The sequence below is a fragment of the Jannaschia helgolandensis genome, assembly GCF_900109285.1.
Taxonomy (GTDB): Bacteria; Pseudomonadota; Alphaproteobacteria; order Rhodobacterales; family Rhodobacteraceae; genus Jannaschia; species Jannaschia helgolandensis.
This window is the reverse complement of record NZ_FNZQ01000006.1, coordinates 178068-192054: the sequence shown is the minus strand read 5'-3', so window position 1 is coordinate 192054 and position 13987 is coordinate 178068. Positions and strand designations below refer to the sequence as shown.

Sequence of the window (13987 nt, the reverse complement as noted above, 5' to 3'; positions counted from 1 at the left end):
CCGATGCTAACCGTAGTGCGTCACCGGCGTTCCGGCCAGAGCACTGATGTTCAGAAGCCCCCGTGCGGTGATCGAGGGCGTCACGATATGCGCCTTGTTGCCCATGCCCATCAGGATCGGCCCGACCTCCAGCCCCCCGGCGCGGGCCTTGAGGATGTTGCGGGTCGCACCCGCCGCGTCGGTCGAAGCGAAGACGAGGGTGTTGGCCGCACCTTCCATCCGGCAATCGGCCAGGAAACGCGCGCGCAGGTCGGCGTCGAGGGCGGCATCGACGTTCATTTCGCCCTCGTACTGAAAATCGAGCTTCATCGCGTCGAGAATCGCCATCGTGGCCCGCATGGTGGTGCCGCTGGCCGACTCGAGGTTGCCGAACTGTGAACCGGAACAAAGCGCGATGCGCGGCTTCACCCCGAAGCGGCGAACGTGGCGCGCGGCGGCGATCACGGTTTCCGAAATCTGCACGGGCGTCGGATTGGCATGGACATGCGTATCGGCGATGAACAACGGCCCGTCTTCCAGGATCATCAGCGACAATGCACCGATGGGATGCAGCCCCCCCTGCCCCAGAATGTCTGCGATGTAGCGCAGGTGCCAGAGGAACTGGCCAAAGGTGCCGCAGATGAGTGAATCGGCCTCGCCCCGCTGCACCATGACGGCCCCGATGGCGGTGGTATTGGTGCGCATCGTGGCACGGGCGATGTCGGGTGCGACGCCACGCCGTGCCATCAGTGCGTGATAGGTTTCCCAGTAATCGCGATAGCGCGGATCGGATTCGGGGTTCACGATCTGAAGGTTGCGCCCCGGCTCCAACGTCAGGCCCGCGCGATCGATGCGGTTGGCAATCACGTCCGGGCGCCCGATCAGGATCGGAATGTCGGTGGTTTCCTCCATCATTGCCTGTGCGGCGCGCAATACCCTCTCGTCCTCGCCCTCGGCGAAGACGATCCGGCGCTGGACCTGGGCCGCGGCGGAAAACACCGGACGCATGATAAGGGCGGATTTGAAGACCGAAGCATCGAGGTGGCGTTTGTAGGCCCCAAGGTCCTCGATCGGGCGGGTGGCCACGCCCGAGTCCATTGCCGCCTTGGCGACGGCGCTGGCGACAACGCCCATCAGGCGCGGGTCAAAGGGTTTGGGTATCAGATAGTCGGACCCGAAGGTCAGCTGCTCGCCCTGATAGGCGGCGGCGGCTTCGGCGGAGGTGGTGGCGCGGGCCAATGCCGCAATCCCTTCCACGCAGCCAACTTTCATATCTTCGTTGATTTCGGTCGCGCCGACGTCCAGCGCGCCCCGGAAGATAAAGGGGAAACACAGGACGTTATTGACCTGATTGGGATGATCGCTGCGCCCGGTGGCAATGATCGCGTCGGGCGCGGTCGACTTGGCGAGGTCATAGGCGATTTCCGGGTTCGGATTGGCCAGCGCGAAGATAATGGGTTTCGCGGCCATCCGGGCGACCATCTCGGGTTTGAGGATGCCCGGACCGGACAGACCGAGGAACAGGTCCGCACCTTCGATCACATCGCCCAACTGGCGCGGGCCGCCGGGCTGCGCATAGGCGGCCTTCTGTTCGGTCATGTCGTCGGTGCGGCCCTGGTGGATCAAGCCGTGCAGATCGCAGAGGAACACGTTTTCCCGCCTGACGCCCAGCGTCAGCAGCATGTTGAGACAGGCGATGCCCGCAGCACCCCCGCCCGTGCTGACGACCTTGATATCCGCCCATTTCCGGTTGGTCAGCTTGAGCGCGTTGAGCGCCGCCGCGCCGACGACGATCGCGGTGCCGTGCTGGTCGTCGTGGAACACCGGAATGTTCATCCGCTCGCGGCACAGCCTCTCGACGATGAAGCAATCCGGAGCCTTGATGTCTTCGAGGTTGATGGCGCCGAAGGTCGGTTCCAGCGCGCAGACGATATCGGCGAGCTTTTCGGGGTCGGCTTCGTCAAGTTCGATATCAAAGCAGTCGATGCCCGCGAATTTCTTGAACAGGACGGCCTTGCCCTCCATCACCGGCTTGGAGGCCAGCGCGCCGATGTTGCCAAGGCCCAGAACGGCTGTGCCGTTGGTGACGACTGCCACCAGATTGCCGCGCGCGGTATAATCACGTGCGCTGTCGGGGTTCTGGTGTATGGCAGTGGAGGCGTCGGCAACACCGGGGCTGTAGGCGAGGGCCAGATCGCGCCCGTTGGCCAGCGGCTTGGTCGCGCGAATTTCGAGTTTGCCGGGCTTGGGAAACTGATGATAGTCGAGCGCGGCCTGCCGCTGGGCAGCCTGGGCGTCGTCGTGGTTCTTGTCGCTCATCATAGTCTCCGTGCCGCGCATTCGAGATCGTTTAACATTAAACAATCTCAACCGACCAGAGCAGGCATCGGCCTGTCACAAGTCGGTTCGGTCCTTTGGTCCATGAACGGGGAAGATTTGACAACAGGGGAAATTGCGGACGGACAGAAGGTTGCGGCCTGACCGAAGTCAGATGTCGTCGTAGTTCGTCCGCAAGGCTGGCGGAACCAACTGATCAAGCTGCGTCGTCAGGCGGCGGCTTTCGGCAATGCACAGCAAAATCTGATTGCGGGTCAGGGCCGGGCCCTGGATTTCGCGGAAATCACTGGCGCGGGTCACGTAAAGACCGACGGAGGCGATCACGTCGGCATCCGAAAGGGTCAGCGCATCGCGCAGATACCAGGCCGTGACCTCGGCCTCGGACAGATCCAGAAGGCGGGCGTGGTCGTCCGCCCAGCCGTCCGGGCAGATCGCATCGTCGAACCCGGCTTCGGCCACGGCTTGACGCAATGCGGTCTCGGTCTCGAACACGGGGGGCAACGTGGCCTGCGCGACGGTCACCCCAAGGGCCAGTGCCATGCCACCCAGGCCGATGACCATACAGGCCGTTTCCAGCCCGGATGCCCCAGCCTGCCTGCCCCCGTCCGCTGCGTCCGAGCCGCTGAGACGAGCGGCGGCGCTAAGACGGGAAAGGAACGAAACCGGCAGGGCAGGCAGAGGCATTACGGCAGAACTCCGGTAAGATTAAGACTTTGTTACAGCGGATTTAAGGCCAGACTGTGACGAATACGACAGAGTTCGTCCATTCTAGCGCGACAATTCAGGCCATCGCGCTGTTCTGTCCCCTTACCATAGGGAATGTTATGCAGATTTTGGGTCTGGCGAAGCGGCTGATGCCCGTGTCAGATGCCACAATGTCGCTTTGGATTGTTGCCACTTTGTTCGCCGCCTCGGTCCAGGCTTTGCGATTCCTGCTGCAAAAACGGCTGGCAATGTCCGGGCTGACGCCTGCCGCGGCGACCTTTGCGCGTTTCGTCCATGCACCCTTCGTGATCGCCGCCGGCTTGGCAATCTGGCTGGGCGTATCCGGACAAACACTGCCTGCGATCGGCACAGGCTTCTGGCCCTACGCGGTTGCGGGCGCGATCTCGCAGATTCTGGCGACGATATGCGTCGTGGCCCTGTTCGCCCGGCGCAACTTTGCCGTGGGAATCGCCTTTTCCAAAATCACCGTCCTGTTTACCGTCGCCGCCGGATTCATCGTGCTGGGCGAGACGGTAACATGGGCCGATCTTCTGGCCATGGGCGTCGGCCTGATCGGTGTCCTGATCCTGTCTGTTCCGGTGACGGGCGGGTGGCAGGTATTCAACCGTGCCTCGGCGCTCGGCCTTGCGTCAGGCGTGTTCTTCTCGATCTCCGCCGTGGGATACCGGGGCGCATCGCTGTTGATCGAAAGCGACGCGCCGGTCCTTCGCGCGGCGGTCACTCTGGGATTGGCGACGCTGGTGCAGGCTGTCTTGCTGGGTGCCTGGCTGGCCGCGCGCGACAGGGCCGGACTGATCGCAGTCGTGAGGCGGTGGCGGGCGACGGCGCTGATCGGGGCCACGTCGATGGCCGGATCGCTGGGCTGGTTCACGGCCTATACCTTGCAGACGGCGGCCTATGTGAACGCGGTCGGACAGGTCGAACTGATCCTGTCGATGGTCATTTCATGGACCGTGCTGGGCGAGCGGTTCAGCCGCCGCGAGTTGCTGGCCATCACCCTGGTCGGCGTCAGCGTGATCGGCTTGGTCCTGTTGCAGGCCTGACGGCCGCGGCTAGAGCCTGTGAAACACCGACGTCGCGCCCGAATTGTCGAAAAACGGCGTCCCCGTCGCGCCGGTCCCGGCGGCGATGGCCGAGATTTCGGCCAGCACGACTTCGGTGATGAACGGCATGTCGAGGGTGCGTGCCTCGGACAAGGGAACCCAATGCAGATGGCCCAACTCGTCTTCGGCCTGACTGAAGTCGTCCGGGTCGGTCAGCAGGGCATCGGCGGGGACCAGAAAGAACCGGGCGTCGAACCGGCGGGGACGGCCCGGCGGCGTGATCGCCCGGAAGACGAAGCGCAGGGCGGATGCATCGGGCGACAGGTTGCGAAAGCCGGGCCAATCGCATCCGTCGCCGGGGCACGCGATGATCTGGCCCGTTTCCTCGGCCAGTTCGCGCAGGGCGGCGACCGCCAGCATGTTCGGCGGTGTGACGGATTTCACGGACAGGGCCGCGTGGGTCGCCCGGTCCAGCGGACGCGCCAGCGGGACCCGGGCGTCGGCGGCATCGACCGCGCCACCGGGAAAGACGTATTTGTTCGGCATGAACGCCGCCCCTGCGCCGCGTTGGCCCATCAGGACAGATGGCCCGGCCGCGCCGTCGCGCAACAGAACGATCGTCGCGGCATCGCGCACGGGCATGTCGGGCCGGGGCATGTCGGGCGGGGGCATGTCGGTCACGTTCTGACGTCCGAACGCGCGTCTCCGTGGCCAAAGCCGTGCATCCGGGCGGCCCATTGAACGGCGACGATGACGCCCTTGAGCCGTGGCAGGAACCAAAGCGACAGCGCCACGGATGCGACCATGAAGATTGCCATGAAGGTATAGGGGTCCGGTTCGAAGGCAATGAAGAACCACAGCATGCCGGGGCCGATGATATGGGCCACGATCAGCAGCGTCAGATAGGGCGGACCGTCGTCGGCACGGTGGTGATACAAGGCTTCGTCGCAGACCGGACAGTTATCGCGGACCTTGAGATAGCCGCGCAACATGGGCCCGGACCCACAGTTCGGGCATCGCCGTCGCCAGCCCCGCAGCATTGCCTTCGGCATTTCGCGCGGGGGCTCGAGGGTCGGGTTCGGCATGCTGGAAGGCAGTGTGTCGGTCATGAAAGATCCTTTGCTCATCCACCTAATCACGCGGGCTTCGCGGGGGAAGGCCGCAGATGCCGTTGCGGCGCCATGTCGCTTTTTTCGGAACCGGCGCGACGGAATACCTGCGCGGCGGCGTGGAATGGAGGAACGCGGCGCCAATGAGGGCGATGCGTCATACCATAAAATCGAGCAGTTGGAGACTGACATGAAGAAGATCGCAATCCTTGGCCTGGCCATCGCCGCCGGCCTGTCGCTGAACTCGGTGGCCAATGCCCAGGGCACCCCCCCGGCTAAACCCGCCTTTTCCGAGGTCGACGCGAATGGTGACGGGTCCGTCACCCCCGAAGAGATGGCCGCCTTCCGCGAAAACCGCAGCACGGCACGGTTCACGTCCGCCGACACCGATGGCGACGGTCTTTTGTCTGCGACCGAACTGAGCGCCATGGCCGAAGCGCGTACCGAAAACCGCACCGCGCGTATGATCGAACGTCTGGACAGCGATGCAGACGGCATGCTCAGCATGGACGAGATGGAAGCCGGTATGGACAAGCGGGGCGGACGTGACGGCGCAAAGCGTAGCGGGCGTCACGGCGGCGAGCGCCACGGGTCGCGGGGCGGCGAGCGCCATGAACGTGGCGACCGGGGTGACAGCGATGATCGCGGCGCGCGGTTCTTCGGACGGGCCGATGTCGATGACAACGGCAGCCTGAGCGCCGAGGAGTGGGACGCCATGGGCCCCCGCAAGGAACGTGACGAAAACTGAGACCCATGCGGGCGGCTCTGTCGCCCGCATATGCCGGGGGGGCAATGGAAGATGCACGCGAGATCGAGGCCGGGTTGCTGGCCCGTGCGGGTCAGGGCGACGGGGCGGCTGCGGCGGCCCTGCTCGACCGGCTGGGCCCGCGTCTGATGGCGTTCTCGCTGCGTATGACGGCAGGCGACCGCGCGCTGGCCGAGGATATCGTGCAGGAAGCGTTCCTGCGACTCTGGAAGCGCGCGGCCAGCTGGGATGCCGCCGGTGCCGCGCAGATGTCGACCTGGCTGGGCCGGGTGGCCGCGAACCTGGCGGTGGACGCCAAACGCCGGTCGGCACGGACCGCACCGCTCGACGATGCCGGGGAACCGGCGGACGACGCCATGCCGGTCCTGGCGGGGATGATCCGGGCCGAAGGCCTGTCTGCACTGGATGCGGCGCTGGCCTCACTGCCCGACCGACAGCGGCAGGCGGTCGTGTTGCGGCACGTCGAAGGGTATTCGAACCCGGATATTGCCGCCATGCTGGGATGTGGGGTCGAAGCGGTGGAAAGCCTGACAGCACGTGGCAAGCGGCGGCTGGCGGACCTGTTGCGGGAGACGGAAGGGGATGACCATGGCCGATAAAGATCTGGACCTTATGCTGCGCGCCGCGCGGGACGACACGACGCCGCTGGGCGACGGGTTGAGGGCGCGTATCCTGGCGGATGCAGTTCCCGCCGCTGTTGCGCAGGCGGCCTCGGGTGCTGACCGGGTACGGGCCTGGATTGGCGGACTGGTCGGCGTGCCCGCAGCGGCGGTGCTGGGGTTGTGGCTGGGTATGGCACAGCCGACGGTCGTTCTGGAATTCGTTCCGGCGGATGTTGGCGTGGACACGGCGGACGCCGCGCTGATGGACGAGATTTTCGGGACCGTCTGGTCCGAGGAGGACGCAGGATGACCGCAAGGTGGATCAAATGGGCGCTGATCGCATCGCTGGCGGTGAACGTGGCCGTGGCGACCGCCGTGATCGGCGCGATGCTGACCGGCGAGCCGATCATGCACGACGACCGGCGTGGCTTCGGTGGCCCGCCTGAAATCGCGGCGCTGTCACGCGGGCTGGACCGCGACGCACGCCGTGCGCTGTTCATGGCGTTGCGCGCCGACGGCGGTCTGGGCGATGGGCGCGCGCGCATGCGAACGGCGCAAGCTGTCGTTGTCGACGCCCTGCGCGCCGAGCCATTCGACCGGGCAGCCTTCGAGACGGCGATGCGGATGCAGCGTGACCTGCAGGGCGAAATCGCCGGGCGCGGCATCACCATGCTGGGAAAGGTCATCGCTGATCTGTCAGTCGAGGATCGCGTGGCGCTGGCTGAACATCTCTCGCGACCGCGGACCCGCAAATAATCCGGCAACAGGCGCTGTCGTCAGTCCGGCGTCGCCAGTTGCACGCGATTGCGTCCGCCGTCCTTGGCGGAATAAAGGGCGCGGTCGGCGCGGCACAGAACCTCCGACCCTGCATCATCGCGATTTTCCAGCATTGCCACGCCCAGCGACAGGGTCACCGAAAGCGGCGCGCCGCCGGGCAGAGGCACCTGCATCGTCTCGACGGCCGAGCGCAGCCGTTCGGCAACGATGCGCACCTGCGCCAGATCGGCGTCGGGCAGGATAGCGAGAAATTCTTCCCCGCCGATGCGGGCGACCAGATCCTCGGACCGCAGACTGTCGCGCAGAACCTGTGCCACGCGGGCCAGAACGCTATCGCCAACGGGGTGTCCGTGGGTGTCGTTGACCTGTTTGAAGTGATCTATGTCCATCGCGATGACGCCTGCGCGGATGCCCTGTGCCCGGCAGCGTGTCGCGACCAGATCGAGGTGATGCAAGCCATAACGGCGATTGTGCAACCCGGTCAGCGGATCGAACATCGCCATCTTGAACCCGGTATCCAGCGTGTCGCGCATCTTGTCGGCACGACGCTTGCGGGCCAGTTGCGTGCGTATCCGCATCGCGATCTCGTCCACCGGGAACGGATGATAGCTGACGTCGGCGGCCCCCAGGTCCAGTGCGGTCGCGGCGCGTTCGCTGTCGCCCTGCGGTAAAAGCACGATGAAGGCGGCATGCCGTGTGGCATTGCGCGAGCGCAACTCGGACATCAGGCGCAGGCCTTCGTTGCGGGCGGCCAGGTCGGCCTCGATCAGGAACAGGTCCGGCACGTGATCTTCGCTGAGCGCCAACGCCACGTCGCGGCCCATGATCGACACCGCCTCGCGGAACAGGGGGCGCAGACGGTCGCGCTGCACCGGCAGCCATTTGGCTTCGGGTGCACCGATCAGGGCGATACGTCCGTCGACGGGCACGGGGCGAGGCTGGAACCCCGTCTGCCCCCCGGCTTCGGACAGGCCGGGGATCGACGTGCGGGCCATTTCCAGCATGTCGCCGCCGCGCGCGTGATAATCCCGCTCCTCCTCCCGCGAGCGCAGGAGCGAACGGACGCGGGCCAGCAGCGCCACTTCGTCAACCGGCTTGGAGAGAAAATCGTCGGCCCCGGCGGACAGGCCCTGCATCCTGGCCTCGACGTCGTCCGAGGCGGTCACGAGAATCACCGGGATCGTGGCGGTCAGAGGATCGGCCCGCAAAAGACGACAGGCTTCGGCCCCGGTCATGCGCGGCATCATCATGTCCATGATGATGATGTCGATACCACCGGCGCGTGCGATTTCCAGAGCTTCGGCGCCGCTGACCGCCGGAACGACATCGTACCGCGCGGCCGACAGCTTGACCTTCATCACGATTCTATTCGTGGCAACGTCATCGACAACGAGGATGCGACCGGGCATGGCAGGGTTCTCGCAAGTGTTCATAAAATCGTCAAAGTCGATATGCAGGCCTTAAGGTTAACAAAAGGTTTCCAGCGGAGCGCTTTTCGTAGAGAGCGGGGGAAATATGCGACAGGATGACGCCGAAGTGATCGCCCTCGGGGCATTGGCATGGCTGGCCCAGGCCGAGTTGCTGGACACGTTCCAGAGCGCGACCGGGGCCGACCGCGAAACGATCCGTGGGGCTGCCGCCGATCCGGATTTTCTGGGTGCGGTGCTGGATTTCGTATTGCTGAACGACGATTGGGTGCAGGGCGTCTGCACGGCGCAATCCCTGCCCTTCGACCGTCTGTTGCAGGCCCGCACGGCACTGCCGGGTGGGCAACTGCCACATTGGACCTGACGGCGGGGCGTTAATTTTCGAACCACCAGACATCGGGCTGAAATCCGATCCAGTCGCCATAGATCGGCAGCCGGTCCGCCGGATAGGTCAGCGCCTTGTCATGCGCGATCCAGCTGACGGGATTATGCCAGATCGGCACGACGTACCGCCCCGCCGTCAGCACCCGGTCCAGCGCGCGAATGGCGGCGACATACCCTTCCTGGGAGTCTGCGTTCAGCATGGCATCTATCATTTCCGATATCGCCGGATCGTCTGCACCCATCACATTGCGCGAGACGGGCGCGGTCACGCCATCGGGACCCCAATAGGCCAGTTGCTCGTTGCCGGGCGATAGCGAAAGGCCCCACTGATACCAGACCATGTCGAAGTCGTAATTCGTGACCCGGTCGGTGAACTGGGCGCTGTCGATGGCCACGGCACGGGCGTCTATGCCCAGACCCTTGAGCGATTCGATGTAGATATCGGCAATGGACTGCACTTCGGACGATCCGGTCTGGACCAGGATATCGAAAGTCACCGGCCCGTTCGGCCCCGTCAGCACCCCGTTTTCGACGGTATATCCGGCATCCTCCAGCAAGCGGCTGGCGGCGCGCAGACCCTTGCGGTTGGAGGCGCGCCCATCGGTTTCGGGCAGGTTGTATCCTTCGATGGTGCCGGGCAGCAGACTGTCCGCGAAAGGCTCCAGCAGGTCGGCAACTGCGCCCTGCGCAGGTCCGGGTTCCATGCCCAATGGCGAGTTCGAGTAATACGACGTGATCCGGGGCTGCGTGCCGCCGTTGATGACGTTGTTGATATAGTCGAAGTTGAAGACCTCGATCATCGCCTGCCGCACCCGCCAGTCGTCGAACAGGTCGCGCCGCGTATTCATCGCGAACCCGGTCATGCCGGACGGGCGTTGATGGGGAATTTCCGACAGCACGATGTCGCCCGACCGGACCGCCGGAAAATCGTAGTCGCGCGCCCATTTGGCGGCATTGGTTTCGCGCATCGTCGACAGTTCGCCTGCCTTGAATGCCTCGAAATGCGCCGTCGCATCGCCGAAGAATTCCATCCGGATCGTGTCGATGACATTCGTGCCGCGACGGAACGGCAGGTCGGCCCCCCAGTAATCCTCATTGCGCGAAAGCTCGACGAAGCGGCCCGGATCGAAATCGGTGATGACATAGGGGGCGGTCGTGATGGGGATGTTGTTCAGACCCGAACGGAAGAAGGCACTTTCGTCGTCGGCGTATTGCGCGGACTTCATGATCGGGCGGAACCCCAGCGTCATCAGCAGTTCCCGGTCGGGCGCACCGATGGTGAACCGGATGCCGCGATCACCGACCTTTTCGACGCTTTCAACCTTGGAGAAGGCGCTGCGATAACGTCCGTTCGCCCCCGCCTGCCCCAGAATGTTCCAGGACCAGATCACGTCGTCCTGCGTGACCGGGGTGCCGTCGGAAAATTCCGCCGCCGGGTTCAGGGTGAAGGTGATCTGGGTCTGCTCGTCGTTGACCTCGACCCGTTCGGCCAGAAGGCCATACAGGGTGAACGGCTCGTCATAGGCGCGACCCATGAGGCTTTCGTAGGCCAGAAAGCGCAATTGCCACGGCGTGTTGCCCTGCAGGATGTGAGGATTGAGGCTGTCGAAGCTGCCGACCTGGCCGTCCACGAAGGTTCCACCAGTGGGCGCGTCCGGGTTCGCCTGCGGCAAATTCGTGTAATCGGAGGGCAGCGCAGGTTCGCCGTAAAGCGCAATTCCATGCCCGTCCGCGACCACCGGAAAGGCGATTCCCAGCCCCGCCATGGTTGCGAGTATCACGCCCCCGCAGAACCGGATTCGCGAGAAACACTTGTTCATCATTGTCTTGCCCAACAGTAACGTATTGTTCACTTTGAAGTTTATCTGAAACACTCAGTGAGCGCTCGTTAAACTTTAGCTTGGACTCCGTAAGATGAAGGTCTATAACAGACTTACTGCTCGATAGGTTTCTTGCCTGTATGAAACCTGCCTCAATGACTTAGCGCCCGCCTTGTGCGGGCGTTTTTTTTGGCTTTACCGATAGTTGCGGGCTAGCTGCCGCGCCGCCGGACTGCCGTCATCGCAGAGCAGTCATGCAGATACAGAAGGGGCCTTTCGCAGATGTTGCATCCATGGTCCATCCCGTAATCATACAACACACGGCGGCATGCGAGTGTCATTTCGTAAAAAATTCGTTACCTTCACCGGCAGGAAAGCGCGATGGGACTTGCCGCTGCGCGCCATTTCGCTACTTGCGATGAACTGATCGGCACGGCGATGGTCCCGCGCACCGATGGTGCGGTGCAGACAACGATACATTGATCGAGGTCGATAGCAAAGGTCTGCCGCGTTTCCGGCATGACGACCCAAGGCGCATTCGTCGTCGATCTCATCGCCTTGTAGGAGAAGACGCATGGCAACCGAACCCAAGGCGAAGCAAATCAATCTGGCCCTTCAGGGCGGCGGAGCACATGGCGCGTTCACCTGGGGCGTGCTGGAGCGGATTCTGGCCGACGAGCGGATCGAGATCGCAGCCATTTCGGGGACCAGCGCGGGCGCGCTGAACGGCGCGGCGGTGAAATGCGGTCTGGCGCAGGGCAGCCGGAATCTGGCACTCGACACGCTGGAACAGGTCTGGACAGATATCGGTGCCCTGACGGACGAACGGCTGGCCCCCTGGCTTGCCGGCTTTTCGCCCCTGGCGGTCAGTCATATGATTGAAATGTCGCCCGGATATCAACTGATCGACGGCATGTCGCGGGCCGTGTCGCCCTATATGACAGGCGAATTCGCATCCAATGCCTTACGCAAGGTCGTCGAGGGGTTGAACTTCGATGCCATCTGTTCGGACGCGGGACCGGCGTTTCACATCTGCGCAACCAATGTGCGCACCGGCAAGATCAAGCTGTTCAACCACGAGGCCATCGGGCCGGATTCCATCTTGGCATCGGCCTGTCTGCCGACCTTGTTTCCGGCGGTCGTGATCGACGGAGAATCCTATTGGGACGGCGGTTATACCGGCAACCCCGCATTGTTTCCGCTGTTCGCTGCGGATCTGCCGCGTGACATCCTGATCGTGAACATAAATCCGCTGGAACGCCCCATTCTGCCGGTCACCGCCCGTGAAATCCAGAACCGGATCAACGAGATCAGCTTCAATACATCGCTTTTTCGCGAATTGCGGGCCATCCACTTCGTGCAGCGTCTGGTGCGGTCGGGCACGATCCCCGAAGGTGCCATGAAGGATGTGCTGGTTCACATGGTTGCGGACGATGAGTTGATGCGCAAGCTGTCGGTCGCGACCAAGTCGGTTGCCAACCCGATCGTCATGGCGCAGCTTCGCACCGCCGGGCAAGCGGCGGCAGACGCCTTTCTGGAGCGTGATTTCGACGCCATCGGCGATCGGTCGAGCGTCGATCTGGCCGAGATGTTCGCCTGACCGGAACCGAGGCTGTCGGGTGTGCGTTTCCCAAAACCAAGGAAGGAAACCATCATGAGCCGTGAAGATTTTGCCCGCGACTGGGTCCCGTTCCGCGACCCGATATTGTCCGCATATCCCGAACTGACAGACGAAGATCTGTCCGGTGCCGATGGTTCGACCGTGCTGCTGTCCAAGGTCATCGCCGACAAACAAGGGATACCGACAGACGAGGCACACCAGCGCCTGCACGAGTTTCTGTCCGGTCCCCTTCCCGCCGACGCCTATTCCGCGCCGGTTCATGACAACGCCTCGATCCAAGACAGTGGCGATTACATTGCCGAGGGCGAAGACGCGATGTCGGACGACGCGCGCTTCGGCGACGACGCCAAGACCGAAAACCCGGTGGGGCGCGACCGATGAAGGCCGCCCTTCCCGGATTGATCGCCCTGATGCTGACCGCACCGGCGATCGCGCAGGAACGGCTCGATATTTCGGGCCACTACGATCCTTCGTACTTGTGGTTCGACGCGCCGAACACGACAGACGCGGGCGACGCGCGCATCCGGATCGTGTTCGCAGGTCGCGAGGGCGCGGCCGCGCTCACGCCGAACCAATACTGGACCTACGGTCAATCCTATCGCCGTCATCTGGCGCGATTGTCGTTCCGTCAAACCGTCGCCAGCGCAGAGCCACGCGCACGATATGCGGCGTTCATGGACGTGTTGCGGGCCTATCCGAATCTTGCCGTGACCGGGTTCGATCTGGACCTGACCTATGACGAGACCGCTATCCCAGACTGGTGACCCAGAGGATCACCGCGTCTTCGGGTGAGGTCGAGATCACGTTGTGACCCATCGATGCGTCATAATACGCGCTGTCGCCGCGACGCATCTCGACCGGCTCATAAAACTCCAGATACAGACGGATCGTGCCGGTCAGGACCAGCAGGAACTCCTCTCCGTCGTGGCGCACCCATCCGTCGAATTCATCGAACCTGCGGGCCCGGACGCGGGAGCGATAGGGCAGCATGGATTTCTTCGTCAGCGTGCTGCCCAGCAGTTCATGCTCATATGTGGTCGTGACGTGGGTCTGCCCTTCGCCCGACATGGTGATATCGCGCCGACCGGTCACCTGCCCCTTGGTGGGCGGCGTGAACAGTTGCGGCACGCCGATCTCCAGCCCCGTCGCCAGCTTTTTCAACGCATCGAAGGTGGGCGACATCTGCCCATTCTCGATCTTGGACAGCGTTGACCGCGCCAGCCCCGCCTGCCGCGCCGCCTGTTCCAGTGTCCAGCCGCGCGATTTGCGCAGATCACGGACGCGGCTTCCCAGATCAAGCGGCTCGGCCTGAATGTGGGCACCGCTCTCGCGGGCAAGCTGGATCAGGCTGGGTTCATCGGATTTCGACATGCTGCCTTGTAGGCGGCAGTCCGGG

At 63.8% G+C, this 13987-nt stretch carries 16 protein-coding genes; 9 read left to right on the top strand and 7 right to left on the bottom strand.

Annotated features, from left to right (window positions below; translation table 11 throughout):
- Window positions 1-6: 6 nt before the first annotated feature.
- Both BMY38_RS15025 and BMY38_RS15020 read right to left on the bottom strand, forming a co-directional pair.
- Window positions 7-2298 (bottom strand): NADP-dependent malic enzyme, encoded by a 2292-nt coding sequence (locus BMY38_RS15025; RefSeq protein WP_092764351.1) that lies wholly within the window; start codon window positions 2296-2298, stop codon window positions 7-9.
- Between the two features lie 168 nt (window positions 2299-2466).
- On the bottom strand, window positions 2467-3000 hold the full coding sequence (locus BMY38_RS15020; RefSeq protein ID WP_092764253.1) for a hypothetical protein: 534 nt from the start codon (window positions 2998-3000) through the stop codon (window positions 2467-2469).
- 191 nt (window positions 3001-3191) lie between these two features.
- Here BMY38_RS15020 and BMY38_RS15015 point away from each other — a divergent pair, with 191 nt between their 5' ends.
- On the top strand, window positions 3192-4085 hold the full coding sequence (locus tag BMY38_RS15015) for an EamA family transporter (RefSeq protein ID WP_092764348.1): 894 nt from the start codon (window positions 3192-3194) through the stop codon (window positions 4083-4085).
- A gap of 9 nt (window positions 4086-4094) precedes the next feature.
- On the opposite strand, the gene BMY38_RS15010 is transcribed toward BMY38_RS15015, so the two are convergent.
- Window positions 4095-4757, bottom strand: a complete 663-nt coding sequence (locus BMY38_RS15010) for an NUDIX hydrolase (RefSeq protein ID WP_092764346.1) — start codon at window positions 4755-4757, stop codon at window positions 4095-4097.
- 5 nt (window positions 4758-4762) lie between these two features.
- Window positions 4763-5194: a DUF983 domain-containing protein gene (locus BMY38_RS15005; protein WP_425431636.1), complete on the bottom strand. Its 432-nt coding sequence runs from the start codon at window positions 5192-5194 to the stop codon at window positions 4763-4765.
- A 190-nt stretch (window positions 5195-5384) separates the two neighbouring features.
- Here BMY38_RS15005 and BMY38_RS15000 point away from each other — a divergent pair, with 190 nt between their 5' ends.
- From BMY38_RS15000 to BMY38_RS14985, 4 genes are read left to right on the top strand one after another with little or no spacing between them, the layout of a single operon-like run.
- Window positions 5385-5942, top strand: coding sequence for an EF-hand domain-containing protein (locus BMY38_RS15000; protein WP_175495907.1), 558 nt, complete (start codon window positions 5385-5387; stop codon window positions 5940-5942).
- A gap of 44 nt (window positions 5943-5986) precedes the next feature.
- On the top strand, window positions 5987-6559 hold the full coding sequence (locus tag BMY38_RS14995) for a sigma-70 family RNA polymerase sigma factor (RefSeq protein WP_092764344.1): 573 nt from the start codon (window positions 5987-5989) through the stop codon (window positions 6557-6559).
- On the top strand, window positions 6549-6872 hold the full coding sequence (locus BMY38_RS14990) for a hypothetical protein (RefSeq protein WP_139204724.1): 324 nt from the start codon (window positions 6549-6551) through the stop codon (window positions 6870-6872). Before BMY38_RS14995 ends, BMY38_RS14990 begins: the two co-directional genes overlap by 11 nt.
- Window positions 6869-7318 (top strand): periplasmic heavy metal sensor, encoded by a 450-nt coding sequence (locus tag BMY38_RS14985; RefSeq protein ID WP_092764243.1) that lies wholly within the window; start codon window positions 6869-6871, stop codon window positions 7316-7318. Before BMY38_RS14990 ends, BMY38_RS14985 begins: the two co-directional genes overlap by 4 nt.
- Window positions 7319-7338: 20 nt before the next feature.
- Here the strand turns inward: BMY38_RS14985 and BMY38_RS14980 are convergent, their stop codons facing one another.
- Window positions 7339-8748 (bottom strand): diguanylate cyclase, encoded by a 1410-nt coding sequence (locus BMY38_RS14980; RefSeq protein ID WP_175495906.1) that lies wholly within the window; start codon window positions 8746-8748, stop codon window positions 7339-7341.
- A gap of 106 nt (window positions 8749-8854) precedes the next feature.
- Here BMY38_RS14980 and BMY38_RS14975 point away from each other — a divergent pair, with 106 nt between their 5' ends.
- Complete coding sequence (locus tag BMY38_RS14975; protein WP_092764239.1) at window positions 8855-9130, top strand: DUF3572 domain-containing protein; 276 nt, start codon at window positions 8855-8857, stop codon at window positions 9128-9130.
- 10 nt (window positions 9131-9140) lie between these two features.
- Here BMY38_RS14975 and BMY38_RS14970 read toward each other — a convergent pair whose 3' ends face one another.
- The gene (locus BMY38_RS14970; protein WP_342707783.1) at window positions 9141-10931 is read right to left on the bottom strand and encodes an extracellular solute-binding protein; all 1791 of its coding nucleotides are present in this window, start codon (window positions 10929-10931) and stop codon (window positions 9141-9143) included.
- Between the two features lie 613 nt (window positions 10932-11544).
- Between BMY38_RS14970 and BMY38_RS14965 the strand changes: the two genes are divergently transcribed.
- Genes BMY38_RS14965 through BMY38_RS14955 form a run of 3 tightly spaced genes read left to right on the top strand, consistent with a single transcriptional unit; the run spans window position 11545 to window position 13355 of the window.
- Window positions 11545-12570 (top strand): patatin-like phospholipase family protein, encoded by a 1026-nt coding sequence (locus BMY38_RS14965; protein WP_092764237.1) that lies wholly within the window; start codon window positions 11545-11547, stop codon window positions 12568-12570.
- Window positions 12571-12624: 54 nt separating this feature from the next.
- Window positions 12625-12972, top strand: coding sequence for a hypothetical protein (locus BMY38_RS14960; RefSeq protein ID WP_092764235.1), 348 nt, complete (start codon window positions 12625-12627; stop codon window positions 12970-12972).
- Complete coding sequence (locus BMY38_RS14955) at window positions 12969-13355, top strand: hypothetical protein (RefSeq protein WP_092764233.1); 387 nt, start codon at window positions 12969-12971, stop codon at window positions 13353-13355. Before BMY38_RS14960 ends, BMY38_RS14955 begins: the two co-directional genes overlap by 4 nt.
- Here the strand turns inward: BMY38_RS14955 and BMY38_RS14950 are convergent.
- Window positions 13339-13962 carry a helix-turn-helix domain-containing protein gene (locus BMY38_RS14950; RefSeq protein ID WP_092764231.1) on the bottom strand — a complete coding sequence of 208 codons (624 nt, stop codon included), beginning with the start codon at window positions 13960-13962 and terminating at the stop codon, window positions 13339-13341. The genes BMY38_RS14955 and BMY38_RS14950 overlap by 17 nt on opposite strands.
- Between the last annotated feature and the right edge of the window lie 25 nt (window positions 13963-13987).